Here is an 18260-nt window from a genome sequence, read left to right on the forward strand (position 1 = left end):
TTTATCCCTTCTTCTTTCCCATTCCCGGAAGGGGCTTCAGGGAATAATTCCATTTGGTTAAAGAAAGATTTTTGTTATAGTATGGATCTCCTTTTTTCAGGATATCCAGCCAGTGACAGCGCATGTATTCGATCTCCGTCTGGAAACGGCGGACCTTTTCCTCGCTGTCCTCAGTGCCTCTTGACTTGGATTCGTAATGATAGAGCTTCACATACGGATCATAGACGATCAGATGGCCGTGGCTTCGCACCTTCAGACAGAGATCCACATCATTAAACGCAACTGCAAGCTCTTCCGTAAAGCCTCCTGCCTCCAGAAAAACTTCCTTCTTCATCATCATACATGCTGCAGTCACACAGCTCATATCCTGCAGAAGAGAGGCCTTATGGAGATATCCGGTACGCTCTGCCGGCATATTCACAAACATGTTCCCGGCAATTCCGCCCATTCCCACCACGCAGCCTGCATGCTGAATGGTGTTATCCGGATAGATCAGCTTGACGCCAACTGCACCTGTTTCCTTACGCTGGCACACGCTCAGCATCTCTGACATCCAGTCCGGATCGATGACCTTTACGTCATTATTCAGAAAAAGCAGGTAATCTCCTTTGGCATGGCGCACCCCGAAATTGTTGATGGCAGAATAGTTGAAGCCTTTTTTCCAGCGGATCAGATGGACCCTGGGATCCTCCGAAAGCTTTCTGTAATACCGGAAGATCTCTTCGGAGCTGCTGTTATTCTCCACAATGATGATCTCGTAATTTTTGTAGGCAGTTTTTTCAAAAATGGATTCCACGCAAGCCTGAAGCGTTTCTTTCTCCTCACGGTTCGGAATGATAACAGAAACCAGAGGTTCTCCCTGCACCGGATACTTCACACGGTAAAATCCAAAATCCGGAGTATGCTCCACGGTTCCCGGAGTTCCGGTCCGTTTGAGATTCCCCTCAATGGCACGTCTGCCGGCTTCAAAAGCATACATCTTGCTTGCCGGATTATCTGCTGTGGAGGATTTGTGGGTCCTCCAGTGATAAAGGATCTCCGGTACATGGACCACTTCCCTGGCCTGCTCCACACAGCGGAAAATGAAATCATAATCCTGGGCGCCGTCAAATTCCCGGCGGAATCCGCCCACTGTCTGCACTACGGAACGTCTTACCACCAGAAAATGGCAGATATAATTATTGGATCTTAAAAGATCCAGGTTAAAGTCCGGTTTCAGATGGGGCTGAAAATGTTCAGAAAGATCTGTCGTGACCTTATCCTCATCTGTATAGATCACATCCGCCTCTGGATGCTCCTCCAGTGCCGCCGCGATCTCATACAATGCATTAGGTGCCAGCAGATCATCATGATCCAGAAGTGCGATAAAATCACCCTCTGCCATGGCAAAAGCCGCGTTTGTATTTTCTGCAATGCCAAGATTCTCTTTCAGATCCTGATAGCGGATCCTCCTGTCCATCTCTGCATAGGATCTCAGCACAGTCTGCATGTCTGGATCCTCCGGGCTTCCGTTTGCCAGACACAGCTCCCAGTTCTCATATGTCTGTGCAAGGAGAGAGTCCAGCATCTGTCTTAAAAAACGCTCCGGTGTCAGATATGCAGGTACCACAATGCTGATCAACGGCCCATCCGGAAATTTGCGTTTCCGCTGCTTCTCCAGTGTTTCCTCGTCAGGTCTGTATGCCTCATACCATGGTCCGTAAGGAACCTCTTCCGGTTCAAAACGCTCATGAAGCCGGATCCAGAACTCTTTCAGGCCATAATGCTTCAGGTATCTTAAGCCCTTCTGTACTGTATAGGGGGAAAGCTTCTTTATAAGTCTGTCCCATTGGATCTTTCCTGTAGAATCATCTTTACTCATATATTATCTCCGTATTACTCAGTTTGATGTTACTGTTCACTCTGTTCTCAGTAACAGTTTGATGAACATATTTTACCATTCCATCATTTTTTTTGCAAGGAAGAGAGGAAATGTGTTATACTGAGCTTACGTATGTATTGCTTACATAAGAATTATTTTTTATACAGGAGTACCATTTATCATGAAAAAATCAAGAATAACCACAGCGCTTCTGGCTATTGGGATCTCCGCTTCCATGGTGTTCCAGACTCCAGTTTTCGCCACAGAAGAAACCGCTGTTGCTGTATCCTCCGGTGTTACCACCAATGGGATCAGCGGATGGCCTCAGGGGCCTGAGATCACTTCCGCATCTGCCGTGATCATGGAAGATACTTCCGATACGATCCTCTATGCCAAGGATATGGACACCACGCTTTCTCCGGCCGGCGCAGTTAAGATCATGACCTGTCTTCTGGCACTGGAGAACAGCCAGCTTGACGATCAGGTTACCATGACAGAAACCGGTGTATCCGGTGTTACAGACGGAGGCGCTCATATTTCCTCACAGCTCGGAGAGGTATTTACCATGGAGCAGTGCCTTTACGCTCTGATGCTGGCCTCTGCCAATGACATTGCTCTCCAGGTCGCAGAACAGATTGGCGGATCTGTGGATGCCTTTGTCCAGAAAATGAACGACCGTGCCCGAGAACTTGGATGCACCAATACGGTATTTACCAATCCTACCGGTCTCCCGGATGACAACCAGCATACCACAGCACATGATCTGGCTCTGATCATGCAGGCGGCTATCCGTAATGACAGCTTCCGCACCATCTCCGGAGCCACCTCCTATACGATCCCGGCTACCAATGTTTCCGGCGGTACCCGTAACCTGACAAGCTCTTTTACCATGACAGATCCTGCATCCGCTTCCTATTATGAAGGATGTATCGGCGGTCGTGAAAGTACCACCACTGCTTCCGGAAGCGTTCTTGTCACAGCTGCACAGCGAAACGGTACTACTCTGATTGCAGTAGTCATGAACGGAGCGACCGGTCAGACAGCCAACGAAGCAATCTCACTTCTGGATTACGGTTTTTCCAATTTCCAGCTTCTGGATCTCAGCGAGGATGATTTTCACATCCTGTCCGGCGGCACTGTAATGGTTCCATCCGGTGCGACCGCAGACGACCTGACTACAGAAGATACGGAATCTGATGGTCAGATCTTACGCATCTATTCCTTTGGCGGAACTCAGGTGGGAACTGCAGTTGTCGAGGATCCCTCACAGGAAAGCTCCTCCGATGTACTGGAAAATGATGAAAACATGGATTCTGCAAAAGCTTATTCCGAATCCAGATCCCAGATCCCGTATTTTGCCATTGGCGGTGTGGGCATCCTGCTCCTTATCCTTCTGCTGTGGCGCATGATCCGGATCATCCGTTCCTGATCTTGGTTCCCAGGCGGATATACTTCAGAATTAAAAAATCCCTCCTATGTACCGGTCATATCCGGATACATAGAAGGGATTTTTTTCTGCCATCTCACCATCTGGGTGTCAGCCATAAAACGGAACTACCAGGAAGATATAGCATAAAAACGGCGAAGCAACCAGAAGTGCTGTCAGGACCCGGTATATCCACATTCTGATATTTTCTTTTTTTACAAAACGCTCAAGCAGACGATTCCAGCCGGCTGTCACAAAATACATGGCCGGATACAGTGCCGGCATGATATAACGTCCCTGTGCCTGGTTGTCACTATAATATACATAATACATAAACAGACCCACAGGGATCAGGATCAGAAGGATCAGCAGCAGATGAAAGATCCCTTTTCTGTCCCATTTATCGTACACGGTTATTGTTTTTATCTTCAGCTTTTCACTTCCTGCTGCTTTTCGTTCTTTTACCACAGTACGTTTCTTCGGATAAAATATTCCCAGCATGGTCAAAATACCGATCCCACCCATTCCAAAGAACAGGAAATATGCCTTGCTCACACTATAAGGCATATAGATCTGCATCAGGCCAAAGGTTCCGATAAAGCTTACCAGAACTGTCAGCAGCCAGTTATGCTGCCAGCCCGGGTCCTGATACAGAAGGATATCCTTCCATGACCAGTTCAGCTTCTCCGGTGTGGGGTATCTGGACGGCCTGTAATCAACAGCCGCATATTTTTCCGCACACTGTGCACAGGCTTTTCTTCCGATAAGATCTCCGTCATAGAGAACGGCATTTCGTATAAACCACCAGCCGCATAAAGCAAGGGTTACTGCCGCGATCACGATCCCTCTCCGGAACAGAAATGCAACTCTCTGTTTTACCGGCTCTTCCCTGCACAGAAGGACTGTCAGGCAAAAAAACAGAAAGCTGCATAAGATCCATCCGTAGGCATTATAGTAGGACAGTGCACAGACTGCCATTCCAACAGCCAGAAGGATCGAATTTCTGAAGCTCCAGTCTCCCGCTTCCAGATAACAGGACCAGGAATACAGGATCATCGCCATGGATAAAAGCGCCAGGGAATCCGTATTTACATATGTTCCCAGAAACAATGCCTGCGGCATAAAGCCTGCCAGTACGGCAAACAGCCATCTTCCCTCTTTCGGAAAAAGCTTTCCGGATGCTTTCACCACAAAATATACCGCTCCAGTCACAAAGAGCACATCTGCCATCCTCGCCGCATGGAGTAATCCGTCTGCAGATGCATGGAACAAACCTGCGATCCCCATAAATACAGCAGATACCATATAGGAAAGGATCGGATAATAGGCATAGGAAATCCCCCATGTCGCATCACGGATGGTTGGCTCATCTCCAAGAGGCAGCTTTCCCGGATGCTCATGAAGATACTGTGCCACCATGTAGCGCATTTTTTCATCGGGGCCTGCCCCCAGGGGCTGCATAAACGCCCATGCAGTCAGGAGCAGAAATGCTGCCAGGACAAGAACCCCTGCCTGAACACTCTCATCCTTCCAGATTTTTTTCTTTTCCAAAATATAACCTCCTATATCCGCTTCAGAGAGAAATCCTGGCTCTCCAGTGTAAGGTTCGGATTATAGTAAGGATCTCCGTCACGGAGGATCTCCGGCCAGTGCTTCTCAAAGGAAGCGATCTCGCGGTTAAATCTTGCCACCTTCTCCGGTGTATCCTCAAGACCTCTGGATTTGGATTCATAGTGATAAAGCTCCGCATAAGGATTGTATACAACCAGATATCCGGCTTTTCCCAGACGAAGGCAAAAATCTATGTCATTAAAGGCAACCTGAAATTCCTCACTTAATCCGTGAACCTTATCAAAGGCCTCACGCTTCACCATCATGCAGGCTGCGGTTACAGCGCTGTAATCCTGGGCACAGATGATCCTGTGGCAGTATCCGGTAGCGTCTCTCTTCTGCTGCACAAAGCAGTGTCCCGCAATACCGCCGAAGCCAACGACTACTCCTGCATGCTGCACGGTATCATCCTCATAATAGAGCCGCGCTCCTACAGCTCCCACATCCGGTCTCATACAGTATCCCAAAAGCTGCTCCAGACAGTCCGGGCTGATGATCTCCGTATCATTGTTGAGAAGAAGCAGATAGTCACCCTTAGCATGAGCAGCTCCGAAATTATTGATGGCAGAATAGTTGAAAATACCATCCCAGTACACCACATGGGCTTTCGGATTGGATGCTTCCAGCTCTTTATAGTAGGCAAAGGTCTCATCCTCCGTACTGTTGTTCTCTACGATCACATACTCATAATTGCGGTAAGTTGCCTTTTCTTCAATGGAATCAATACATCTCTTCAGATCATCGATGTGATCCTTGTTTGGGATGATGATGGAGATCAGCGGTTTTTCCTCCCAGAGGAATTTTGTACGGTAAAGTCCAAGATATTCACCCTTTTCGATTTCCACCGGAACTCCGAGCCTGTCATAATGAGCCTTGATGGCACGTGCTCCTGCATCAAAGGCATACATCTTGCTTTCCGGATTCTCTGCTGTGGAATCCTCATGGCATCTCCAGTGATAAAGGATCCTGGGGATATGATGGATCTGCTCTCTTCCCGCAGCTTCCACACAGCGGAACACAAAATCATAATCCTGTGCACCGTCAAATTCCTTTTTCAGCATTCCGATCTGATCCACGATCTCTTTTTTTACGACAAAAAGATGACAGATGTAGTTTACTGTACACAAAAGATCAATATTGAAGTCCGGTTTGAAATGCGGTTGAAAGAATTTGTGCCCGTCCATGGACATCTTATCTTCATCGGAATACAGAACCTTAAGCTCCGGATCCTCATTCAGCGCTTTCACACACCGGAACAGAGCGTCCGGCGTCAGCTCATCATCATGATCTGCAAATACGATATAATCTCCTGTTGCCGCTTTCATGGCCGCATTGGTATTCTCTGCGATCTGAAGTGCCTGGTCGTTGCGGATCACACGGATCCTGTCATCACTTTTTTCCAGCCTGTTCAGATAATCGGTAAGAGGAGAATCTGCTCCGCTTCCGTCGGAAAGACAAAGCTCCCAGTTCCCGTAGGTCTGGGCTTCTATGGAATCTACCAGCTGCTGGAGATATTTTTCCGGTGTTTTGTAAAGCGGGATCACAATACTGAATTTTGGATTCCTGGAAAATTTCGTTTTTCTTTCTTCTGCAAGCTCTGCCTTGTCCGGCAGATGCTTCACAATCCATTTGGAATAATCCACCGGACGGTTTTTACGGTCCAGCACCTTTCCAAATACCTTTCCGGTAAGGGCTGCTGCCCCGTGAAGCTTCATGTAACGGCTTCCCTTACGGAAATATACCGCAGCTTTCTCCGCAAGGCGCTTCTGTGGCTGCAGATGTACCAGACGAAGCGTCCGCACATTGCCTGCCTCAAATACAATGTAGAATTCCTTCACACTGTCATAATGGAATTCAAAGAAAAAACCGCTCTTCTCATCGATTTCTGTTTCCTGGTACTGATTCTGTACATCCACACGTTTCAGTCTGGTGATCTCGCAGGGGATTTCCTTCCGGCTGCGATCCTCCAGGCGTATGGTCAGGGGGCTGTTAAAGGCTGCCCAGCCACGGACACGGCAGATCTTTTCCCCGGCTTCCACCTCGATGCTCTCAATAAAGTACTGCGGTTTTCCCTGTTTCCTGTAAAGCTGTGCTGCCGAAACAGAAAACCACCGGATACGTTTTTCACCCTTTACCGCATAAACAACAAGCTTCTTTTTGCCCTCCAGATCCGGCAGGCAGATTTCCATCTGCACACGTTCTCCGTTTACCAGATCCAGATCCTTAAAGCGCTCCAGGGCGCTGACACGCTCCTGGGCACTGATGGCTGCCGGAAGCTTTTCCCCGTCAAGAACGGCTTCCGGCTTATGATCCTTCGGCCAGGTTCCCTGAAGATGATACAGAGAACTGTCCTTCAGGTCAAACCTGTCCTTTTCTACTTCGTATAGCTCTCGCTGCATAACAATTCCTCCATTGCATCCTTTCCGGTATTTACTGTAAGGTAATGTTCCATAACCTTCTGATGTGCAGCCTCACCCATGGCTTTTCTGGCCTTCTCATCAGTAACCAGAGCTTCCAAGGCATTGACCCACTCTTCTTTTGTGGTGCACATCCAGCCATCTTTTCCGTTTTCGACCACGTATTCCATCTCACAGTTACGGCTCATGACACTCGGAACCTTTACAAGGGCAGCCTCTGTCCACTTATTCTCGGATTTGCACCAGTGGAACAGGCTGTTCTCCAGTGGCATCAGATTGATATCAAGTCCTGCGATCACGGCAGGCAGCTGTCTCCAGTCCATAAACGGAAGCTTCTCGATGCGGTTCTGCACCGGCTCCATTCCGGATTCATCCAATACACCCACCAGCTTCAGGTAAACCTCCGGGTGGCGCTCCATCACCTCCAGAAGTGCTGCCTCCACCTGGGCAAAATCCTGATCATGCGTTTTGGAACCACTTAAATATCCGATATAGATCCGGTCTTTAGCCTTATCTGTCTGCTCCACAGCCTCGTGAGACAGGATCTCCATCTCCATACTCATACAGTTTCGGTTGATCACCACCGGTTTTTCCGGAAATTCTTCCCGGATCTCTCCTGCCAGTGTCTCCGTAGATGTAAAATATCCGTCGCAGAATCCCATACATCCGCGGATACGGTCTGTAGTTGTGCGGAAGTCACTGTACTCGCTTCCCTTCAGGAAATGCAGCCCGGAAATTTTTTCGTAATTAAATACCAGGTCATCCACATCATAGTAAACAGGGATTCCGGCTGCTTTCGCCCGGTTGGCAAGCAGTTCTGCTTCCATCAGCTTGCTGCAGCGGTACATCACGATCGCTGTATATTCCTCGATCTTTTCCTGCTCTGCCTGGTCTATCTGGATAAACTTCGATGCATAGCCTTTAAGGATCAGCTGCTCCCGGAAATGCTCCACACGATATCTGGAAGCAAAGGAAATCTCCTCTCCTACGAAAAGAAGCCTGCGTTTTTCCACAGGGAGCTCACTTTCGCCGAGAGTTTTCCACAGAGAAATCATCTCTTCCACAATATTCTCCGGCTTCTCATCTTTCAGGACAAGGCCCTTGGCATAGCGTTTCACACGTTCTACAGGTGCACCTACCGGAAGTACCGCTACCGGAAATCCCATGGAAATGATCTCCGAGGTTGTGTAGGAGAAGGTCTCCGGCCATACGGACGGGATCAGGAACATATCAATATCCTGCTCCAGGGTAAGTCTTGGGATCTCCTCTCTTGTATATCTTCCTGTCTGGGAAAATACCGGACTTTCGATCTCTTCGTCGGAAGTACCGATCAGTCTCAGACGGATATTCAGTTCATTCTCTTCGATATATCCTGCAAGCGCCTTCACAACCTCCAGGCCTTTTTTGTAGCAGAGTACGCCGATAAGACCAATGTTAAAGGTCTCTGTGGTTTTTTTATTTTTTTTCACTGCCGGAAGGTAATGGGGTGCATGCGGGATCACATGGAGATTGTATACATCCGGATAAGCACGCTTGAACAGCCTTGCCGTATCATCGGAAAATGCACGGATCTCATCACAGTTTGACAGAAATTCCCGGAATTTTGTACGCCAGAGCGTTCCGGTTCCGTATTCTGTGCAGGCATTGCTGCGGTTATCCGGAATACATTTATCGCAGACCTCACAGGATGGAACACCACAGTATTTTCCTTCTGCATCGATCAGATTCACTGCCGGGCAAAGGGCAAAGAAATCATGAAGAAGCATAAGGAGCTTCGCACCCTGCTCTCTCTTAAGACGCAGGATACGTTCCAGGGTTCCGTAAAGATTCTGATAGGTTACAAGCTCGTTGATCCAGATCTCATCCACACGCATCAGCTCACCAAGGGCAGTTTCCAGATCATTTGCAAAAAATTCCATCTCATACTGCTTATACTGATACGTAAAGTAAAAACGATTGCTTACGATATTATAGCGGATGGTCACAAAACGGTATCCTTCCCGCAGAGCCAGACGTCTTTTTTCCACAAGATAAGCCGTTGCACCGCCGCCAAGATCATGGTCAAAGGCCACAATGGTAGGCACATCCAGCTTCCTGTTGAGAAGCTTCATTTCCACGTAGAGTCTTACCGGACGAAGCGGGTCTCTTCTGCAGTAATCCGCAGTATCCTTGTTGTAATCCGGATGCTTGCGGAGCAGCGCCTCACTGTGCTCTTTCAGAAGTCTCTGCTTTTCCTCAGACGGGAAGCTTCCACCATGCTTGTGATATACAAACAGGTTATCCACATGCACGTTCTCATAGCCTGCAGCTATGGCACGCTGGCACCAGTCATTCTCCTCACCGTAGCCTTTTCCGAAATTCTCCTCATCCAGAAGGCCAACCTCCTGGATCGCTTTCAGGTTCATACCCATGCAGAAGCCCACACCGGTAGGCATAGCCGGATACTGCGGACGGATCATGCGGAATTCATCATCGATCTCCCACAGCGGCATTCCCTCAAACAGTTTGTTATCCCGGCAGAAATCCGGGAAGCTGCAGATGGTTCCGCAGGTGGTAAACGGTGTAGTGGTTGCAATGTTTTCCTTTGCAAAGATCGGAAGCATCAGGCGCTCCAGCCACTCTTCCGGAACCTCCACATCTGTATTTACAAGAGCCACATGATTTTCCGCCATCTTTAATCCACGGTTTACAGACGGAAGAAAGCCCATATTGGTCTCATTATTCAGAAGTACCACATTGTCATGCTCTGCGGCATATTTTTCCAGATAGTTTCCTACCTCAGGATCCGGACTCTTGTCATTTACGATGATCAGACGATAAGGAACCTTCGTCTTTTCAATTCCGGAAAACAGGGCATCAAAATACTCCAATCCGTTGTAAACCGGCACGATCACATCTACCTTCTGCTGATAGACTGCCTGTGGATATGCCTTTCTCGCGCTGCGTACATGACGCTGTTTGAAATGGCGGAGATTTCCGATACTCTTCGGATCTTCGATCGCATATACCAGAAGCTCTTTCTGATCCCTGGTTCCCGGGATCTTTCCGATAAGGAATCTTCCGGTATCCGCTGCGGTTCCGTATTCCAGGAAAACAGAAGTCTCTGCCGGCGCAAGAACCGTTGCCAGGAAAGAAAATCCGGCACTTTCCGCATCCGGATTTCCAATGGCATTAGCCACATCCGTACGGTAGATCGTAGTACAGGAAGCCTCCTGAAGCTTCTGTGTTCCCTGATAAAATGCGATCCTTGGCTGTCCCATAGACGCAAACGTCGGATCAAAGGCCCAGCCAATGGCATTTAAGGTGCCATTCTCATAATGGAAGAAATCAACACTGCCCATACAGGTAGGAGTTGTCTCCACTCCCATCACTGCTGCCGGCTCTGTATGATAACGAAGAACTTTTTTGACCAGTTTCTTTACCTGCGCTTTTTTGCCTGGATGACGAAGGGCCTCTTCCTGCGCACGGGCTGCTTCCTCTGCAGCCTGCTTTGCGGCACGTTCAGCCTCTTTTCTGATACGCTCCTGTTCTCTTCGTACTTCACGCTCTTTTTCAAAGGCCAGAAGCTTTTCCACATCCGGAAGCTCAAGGCAGTCAAGTTTTCCCTCTATTACGATCCTGTCCACATTTTCCGGGTGCGTAACATCGATAAGATAAAAGCCATCGGTGGTAAAAAACGCAGTGGTACTGTTATCCACTTTCATATGGACACCCTGAGGCACAAGCTCCGCGCTGCATCCACAATCCAGACGCTCTATCCTCACTTTCAGGAAATGACCGTTTGCGGGATTCCAGCGGAGATTTCGTATTCCTTTGATACCGGAAAGCGCAAACTCTACCCGGAAACGGTTTCCGGAAAGTTTTCCCTCTGCATAAAGTGTATGCTCTTCACAGAATCCCTCACCAAGATCATAGTATATCTTGCTGTGCATCTGGTGCTTTTCTCTTTCTCTGTTCACCAGCTCTGTTACGGAAACCGGCACTTTTTTCTGTTCAAACGGGATCAGAGAACCACAGCCCACATACTCATAGACGAAATGCATGGTCCAATCCATAAATATCTCATAGTCTGTATAGCTGATGTCAAACTCCGCCATCATCTCATCCTCATGACATAACCGCGGCAGCTCAGAAACATGTGTATACAGTTCATGGATCAGGCGCCACATGATAAAATTCACAGGCACAGGGAAATCAAACATCCACTCATAATCTATGATCTGATTTTCCTTTTCTCCCATAAAGATGTTGCTGCAGATCAGGTCCACATTGGCCGGGCAGACACATTCGTAATCCTCTCTTCCCGGATGATCACCAAATACCTCGCGGAACTCTCCGGTCCTGTAATCCACAACCTGACGAGCCCCGAAAAATTCCTGATAGAATTTTTTAAGAAGGGCCTTGATCTCTTCAAGATCTTCTTTCTGGGCAAGCTCTGCGATTTCCTGGTGAAGAGTTTTTCCGGTAAGGAGCGGATAAGAGATCTTTCCGTTTTCTGCCCTGCAGGGAAGATTCTTGTATTTATCAGATCCGGTACTCTCTGTTCCGGTTTTTTCCAGTTTTTCCACAAATTCCTCAGCCTGGGGCACCATAGCCTCTTTTTCCGCACGGACCTCTCCGTTCTCCCGAACGATCCTGGTCAGAAGACGGAACTTTTCTTTTCGCTCCTGGTTCAGCTTCACATAAAGGATTTCCTCCGGGTCCCGGTTTTCGGTACGTCCTGCCTCCACAAGAAAAGAATTCACAAAGCTGTCCAGGATCTTCTCTTTTTCGAAGGCCTTTACGCCTTCACTTTCTGCAAAAAGATCTGCTGTCTTATCTGTGTATACAGGATAGCTTCTTCCGTAGGAATTGGTATAAAGGCTCTCATCTGTAAAAATCTCTGTCGGAAATTTATAATCCGGATACGGGTAGTAAAAGCGCAGAAAAGGAAAGCCGCTGTTTTCCAGCAGCTCTCCCAGTTCATTCTTGGAAAAGGTGCGCACAGACTGATTTCCCGGATATCCATTGATCCCGAAAAAGTGAAGATCTGTGTGATCCTCCGGTGCTCCGGCAAAGTACTTCAATCCCAGTCTGTTCTCAATGGCGATCAGAAGTCTTCCCTCCGGCTTCAGATAAGCGCCCATACGCTGAAGAAATGTCTCGTAAGGAGTTTTTCCCTCGGTAAAGCTCATGGCATACTCCAGCACACCGTTTACTACCACATAGTCGAATTTTTCTGGAAAAGTCATGTCATTCAGGTTTCCAACCATGATCGTCAGATTTTCCTTATCCCTGTTTCTCGCATAATTGATATCTGCCCGACGTTTGGAAAGCTCCACGGAAGTCACATGACCGGCCTTGCGGCAAAGCATTCCGGTAATGGCTCCGCATCCGGCTCCGATCTCCAGAACGGAATCCGCCTTTTTCAGAGGATACCAGCTTAAGATATTCTCCCGCAGCCCTGAAAAATGGTAGACCATTGGAAAACTCACCTCTTCCTCCGGCAGGTCTTCAAAAGATTTGCCTTCCTGTGCCATTTTCAGAAGTGTTTCCTCGATATCCCCATCGGAATAATGATCCTTCGCCGTATAATAATCTAAATTCAACTCCGCCATAGTCGTTCCTCCACTTATTTCACAGATACTTTGGAAAACAGATCAAAATATCCCACTGCTTTCTTATCTGTGATCACGGTCAGGTTACACACATCGTAAAGACGATGAAATACGGTAAAATCGCCGTCTTTATATCCGGTGCAGCCCAGACACAGCATATATTCCCCTGCCTCCAGAGGCATCACCTGTTTGAAGGTGATCTCACGGACATCGCCTGCCTTCTGCGGTTTCAGAGGCGTATGTTCATACATGGTATTGGTTCCTGTGATCTCGGTGCCTTTCAGATCTTTCAGGGTAAATGCAAAGATCGGATCGCTGACATCTGCCTGGAACTTCACTTTCATCTGAACGGAAAATTCCTTGCCTTTTTCGATCACATTGGTGATCATACCTGTATCATCCCGGATGGCAAAATCCACGATCTCGCCAAGCTTACTGCCGTATTCCAGGACCTTGGGATTCAGGTTCAGGCTGTCCTTCATAGCTTTACCGCTTCCGGTATGTGCTTTCAGTGAAACGTCTGCTCCGGCTGCCTGGTTCTCCGTCGCCTGTCCCTCTTCTGCATCATCTGTGTTTTCTTCCAGATCTGCATCGTCATACTGATTGACCAGCACACGACGGTAAAGATTGACCATCTCCTTGGCACCACCCTCTGCAAGCTTCTCACCTTTGTTTAGAAGTACAACACGGTCACAGTATTTTCCGATGCTGCTCAGGTCATGGCTTACAAACAGAATGGTCTTCCCCATTTCCTTGAACTCTTCGAATTTTCGGTAACATTTTGCCTGGAAAAATACGTCACCTACGGAAAGAGCCTCATCAACGATCAGGATCTCCGGATCGATATTGATAGCTACCGCAAAAGCCAGACGCACGAACATACCACTGGAGTATGTTTTTACCGGCTGATAGATAAAATCACCGATATCTGCAAAATCAAGAATAGACTGCAGCTTGGCATCGATCTCTTCCCTGGAAAAACCGATCATGCTTCCGTTGAGATATACATTTTCAAGTCCGGAATATTCTCCGTTAAATCCGGCTCCCAGCTCCAGAAGCGCTGAGATCCTTCCGTTTACGGCTATTTCCCCGGCCGTGGGCGAAAGTACGCCGGTGATGATCTTCAGGATCGTGGATTTGCCGGAACCATTTGTTCCGATAATTCCTACTGTTTCTCCCTTATGCACCTGAAAGGATACATGGTTGAGCGCATAATGCTCTTTATATTTCTTTTTTCTGGATAATCCCAGGGACTCCTTAAGACGATCCATAGGATTATCGTAAAGCTTGTACATCTTACTGACATCATTTACTGAAATCGCAATATCTTCTGCCATTTTCAACCTCACTTTTGTGTAAATCGTTCACTCTCACAATCTGCCGCCGTTCTGCTTTTTATCCTTACAGAGCAAATCCCCCATGGGAACTGTCCGGTCCGGATCAGGCGGATATCCGCCATCCGCATTCAATTAAAGCACATCTGCAAAATGCGGCTTCAGACGTTTGAATATCACAGATCCCAGTCCGAAAAGCAGGATCGTAACTACCCAGAAATAGATCGTCCATGAAGCATGGTTCCAGATCCCGATATGACCAAGCATGGAATCACGGTAGCCCGTAACTACATAGTACATCGGATTCAGCTTAAACAGCTTGATCAGCCATGGATGTGAAGAAAGCATATTGATATCCCACATGATCGGTGTAAGCCATACACCCACCTGAAGAAAAATACTGATGATCTGGGTCAGATCACGGAAAAAAATGACGATCGCACTTGTAGCATACACAAGTCCCAGTACAAAAAGGAAGGTGCAGACAGAGTAATAAATGATCTGCAGTGTATAAAGGCTTGGTGTATATCCGTAGCATGCACATAAGATCAGTGCAAAGGCCACAAAGAAAACATGCACGAAAAGTGCGGAGATGATCTTTACGATGGGAAGGATGCTGATCTTGAATACAACCTTCTTCACAAGATAATTGTATTCGATCAGGGCATTGGTTCCACCGTTTAATGCATCCTGGAAGAAAAACCACGGCACGATACCGGATACCAGATAGAGTACAAAAGGGTAATCCGATACTGTTCCGGCCTTCAGTCCTACGGAAAATACAAACCAGTAGACCAGGATCGTTACGATAGGCTGGATAAATGCCCAGACAATACCAAGATAGGATCCTGCATATTTTGTTTTGAAATCATTTTTTGCAAGGCTTAAAACCAGCTTTCGATTCTGGTACAGCTCCGCCGGCAAAGCTAATATTTTCTTCATTCTGCAATTCCTTATCGATTCTTATATTCCTCGAAGCTTCCCCACTTCTGGTCCTTGTCGGAGAAAATAAGCTCCATGCCTTCCGGGATCGGCCACTCAACGTTAATGTCCTTATCATTCCAGATCAGTCCGCCCTCATCGTTTGGATGATAGAAATCAGAGCACTTGTAAGTGAACTCTGCATTCTCGGAAAGTACCAGGAAGCCATGAGCAAATCCCTTAGGGATAAAGAACTGTTTCTTGTTTTCTGCGGAAAGGACTACACCGTACCATTTTCCAAAGGTCTTGGAGCCTTCACGAAGGTCAACCGCAACATCAAACACTTCTCCGTTTACCACACGTACCAGCTTATCCTGGGGATAGCTGATCTGGAAATGAAGTCCGCGGAGAACACCGTAACGGGAGCTGGACTGATTATCCTGAACGAATTCCACATCAATGCCTGCTTCCTTGAAATCGTTATAATTGTATGTTTCCATGAAATATCCTCTGGAATCACCAAATACAGTTGGCTCGATCACTTTTAATCCTTCAATATCTCCGCACTGTGTTACTTTTATTTTTCCCATTTTTTCTTTCTCCTTTTCTGTTTTGATTTATTTGTGATGTTTCTTTTCTTTTATTCTGAGAGCCGCAAGAAGGGCGATCAGGATCAGGATCATCGCTGCCATGATCATAAGAAGGATCTTACGCAGGACAGGAATGCTCTTTTTTTCGCTGGAGTCCTCTCCGGCTGTACTCTTCTCTGTTGTTTTGCTGTTATCTTCCTCTGCTGATTCTGTGGAAGCTTCCTCTTCGGAGCTGTCCGCTTCCTGGCTGTCCTCTGCCGCAGCGGTCGGTTCCGGTACCGGTGTATCAGTTGCCTGTGCAACACTTGCGGTACCGATCAGATAATCTCCGAAATAGTAACCGGTTTCTGTTTTCCCATTGGTATTCTCTGACTTCTCGGTAAGAGAATTCAGCTCCACCCCTTTTGGAAGGAATACATAGCCGCCATTTACTTCTGTTTTTGTGAAATTCTCAAATGCGTAATTGAACATAGCTGTACTGTCCATACAGGAATTGGAAAGCTCTGTTCCACGCATAGTCACTGCAATATATGTGGTATTATCTCTGGTCACTCCTGTGACAAGTGTATGCCCTGCCGCAACGGTAGTTCCGGTTTTTCCACCAATGCAGCCTTCATAGTAAAATCCGCTTTCCGGTGCAAACATAGGATGATGGGTATGCAGGATCCTCTGCTGGCTGTTCATATTTGTAGGCTGGATGATATAGTCCGGTGTGCCCACGACCGTACGGAATGTTTCATTTTTCAGGCCTTCTCGGAAGATCAGCGCCATATCCCGTGCTGAAGAATAATGATTATCATCCGGAAGTCCGCTGGAATTTGCAAAATGTGTATTGGTACATCCGATCTCACTGGCGCGCTGGTTCATCATATCGATAAATGCCTGCTCTGTCCCGCCGATATGCTCTGCGATCTGTGCCGCAACGTCATTGGCAGACTGGATGATCAGAGCATGAAGACAATCCTCCATAGTCAGGACTTCGCCCACCTTTGTGCCGATATTACTGGAATCTGCCGTAACATTACGCACCCCGGTCTCTGTAAAGGTCACCTTCTCATCCATGGTGGAGTTCTCCACTGCCACCAGCAAGGTCATGATCTTGGTAATGCTGGCCGGATATCTCTGTTCATCTCCGCCCTTGTTATAAAGAACAACTCCTGTGTCTGCATCCATCAGGATACCGGTATCTGAGGTAATATCCGGTCCTGCCGGCCATCCCTGGATCTGGTTGGTGCTGATATCATATTTCGCATTCAGATCCACTGCAGCCATGGTCTGTAACGGCAGCATCAGCGCCACACCGACTGCTGCGAAAACTGCCAGTAATTTTTTTGTTTTTTTCATAGCTCTCCCCTTCTTCTGTCAAAACCCGTCAAAGGAAGCAATCGCATCCACAACTCTCTTCGCATCCTCCATATCCAGATTATAGAACATAGGCAGTCGCATAAGACGCTCGCTTTCTTTTGTAGTATAAACATCTTCTCCGGAAAATCTTCCGAATTTTTTTCCTGCCGGTGCGGAATGAAGGGGTACATAATGGAACACACTGCAGATATCCTTTTCGCGGAGATATTTCAGAAGCCTTGTGCGTACCTGGATATCATGTACCTTAATGTAGTACATATGTGCATTATGTGTGCATTCTTCCGGTACATAAGGCTGCTGGATCTTTCCTTCCTCCGCCAGAAACCTGAGGTTCTCATTGTAAAAATCATAGATCTGCATCCGCTTATCGCTGATCTTCTTATACTGCTCCAGCTGGGCATAAAGATATGCCGCATTCAATTCGCTCGGAAGATAGGATGATCCATAATCCATCCAGCGGTATTTATCTACCTGACCACGGAAAAACTTACTGCGGTCCGTTCCTTTTTCTCTCAGGATCTCTGCCTTCTCCAGGTACTGATCCCCGTTGAACAGGATTGCACCGCCCTCTCCCATGGTATAGTTCTTAGTTTCATGGAAGCTGTAGCAGCCAAAATCTCCAATGGTACCAAGGGCTTTTCCCTTATAGTAGGCATCCACACCCTGGGCCGCGTCTTCCACTACCTTCAGATCATGTCTTCCGGCAATCTCCATGATCGTGTCCATCTCGCAGGCTACTCCTGCATAATGAACCGGAACGATCGCGCGGGTCTTATCTGTGATCGCCTGTTCGATCAGCTTCTCGTCAATATTCATGGTATCCGGCCGGATATCCACAAATACGATCCTTGCACCGCGAAGCACAAATGCATCTGCCGTTGATACAAAAGTATAAGACGGCATGATCACCTCATCGCCAGGCTGGATATCTGCCAGAAAAGCAGACATCTCCAGTGCATGGGTACAGGAAGTTGTCAGCATCACATGACCCACATGAAAGCGCTCTTCCATCCATGCAGAACATTTCTTCGTGTAGATCCCGTCACCGCAGAGCATTCCCCGTTCTACTGCGTCACGGATGTACTCAAATTCCTTACCTGTAAACGCAGGTCTGTTAAAATCAATCATGTATTTCCTC

The 18260-nt window shown here is 47.5% G+C and carries 10 protein-coding genes; 1 reads left to right on the forward strand and 9 read right to left on the reverse strand.

What is annotated here, in order from left to right:
• Nucleotide 1: 1 nt before the first annotated feature.
• Complete coding sequence (locus tag GPK58_RS02185) at nt 2–1861, reverse strand: glycosyltransferase family 2 protein (RefSeq protein ID WP_021651910.1); 1860 nt, start codon at nt 1859–1861, stop codon at nt 2–4.
• Nucleotides 1862–2042: 181 nt separating this feature from the next.
• Here GPK58_RS02185 and GPK58_RS02190 point away from each other — a divergent pair, with 181 nt between their 5' ends.
• Nucleotides 2043–3290, forward strand: coding sequence for a D-alanyl-D-alanine carboxypeptidase family protein (locus GPK58_RS02190; protein ID WP_173741377.1), 1248 nt, complete (start codon nt 2043–2045; stop codon nt 3288–3290).
• Nucleotides 3291–3398: 108 nt separating this feature from the next.
• Here GPK58_RS02190 and GPK58_RS02195 read toward each other — a convergent pair whose 3' ends face one another.
• The 8 genes from GPK58_RS02195 to rffA form a co-directional block, all read right to left on the reverse strand.
• A complete protein-coding gene (locus tag GPK58_RS02195; protein WP_252195742.1) occupies nt 3399–4838 on the reverse strand; it encodes an ArnT family glycosyltransferase in 1440 nt (479 codons plus the stop codon).
• An 11-nt stretch (nt 4839–4849) separates the two neighbouring features.
• Nucleotides 4850–7297, reverse strand: a complete 2448-nt coding sequence (locus tag GPK58_RS02200) for a glycosyltransferase family 2 protein (RefSeq protein ID WP_215638122.1) — start codon at nt 7295–7297, stop codon at nt 4850–4852.
• Nucleotides 7273–12912, reverse strand: a complete 5640-nt coding sequence (locus GPK58_RS02205; RefSeq protein WP_215638123.1) for a glycosyltransferase — start codon at nt 12910–12912, stop codon at nt 7273–7275. Before GPK58_RS02205 ends, GPK58_RS02200 begins: the two co-directional genes overlap by 25 nt.
• A gap of 14 nt (nt 12913–12926) precedes the next feature.
• Nucleotides 12927–14249 (reverse strand): ABC transporter ATP-binding protein, encoded by a 1323-nt coding sequence (locus tag GPK58_RS02210; RefSeq protein ID WP_118625862.1) that lies wholly within the window; start codon nt 14247–14249, stop codon nt 12927–12929.
• A gap of 132 nt (nt 14250–14381) precedes the next feature.
• The gene (locus tag GPK58_RS02215) at nt 14382–15188 is read right to left on the reverse strand and encodes an ABC transporter permease (protein WP_015527413.1); all 807 of its coding nucleotides are present in this window, start codon (nt 15186–15188) and stop codon (nt 14382–14384) included.
• Nucleotides 15189–15199: 11 nt separating this feature from the next.
• On the reverse strand, nt 15200–15757 hold the full coding sequence (gene rfbC / locus GPK58_RS02220) for a dTDP-4-dehydrorhamnose 3,5-epimerase (RefSeq protein WP_015527414.1): 558 nt from the start codon (nt 15755–15757) through the stop codon (nt 15200–15202).
• Between the two features lie 27 nt (nt 15758–15784).
• On the reverse strand, nt 15785–17101 hold the full coding sequence (locus GPK58_RS02225) for a D-alanyl-D-alanine carboxypeptidase family protein (protein ID WP_215638124.1): 1317 nt from the start codon (nt 17099–17101) through the stop codon (nt 15785–15787).
• A gap of 18 nt (nt 17102–17119) precedes the next feature.
• Nucleotides 17120–18250, reverse strand: coding sequence for a dTDP-4-amino-4,6-dideoxygalactose transaminase (rffA, locus tag GPK58_RS02230; protein WP_215638125.1), 1131 nt, complete (start codon nt 18248–18250; stop codon nt 17120–17122).
• Nucleotides 18251–18260 lie beyond the last annotated feature (10 nt).

Origin of the sequence: Blautia sp. MCC270, assembly GCF_018785605.1 — a bacterium.
In the GTDB taxonomy this organism is placed as follows: Bacteria; Bacillota; Clostridia; order Lachnospirales; family Lachnospiraceae; genus Blautia_A; species Blautia_A fusiformis.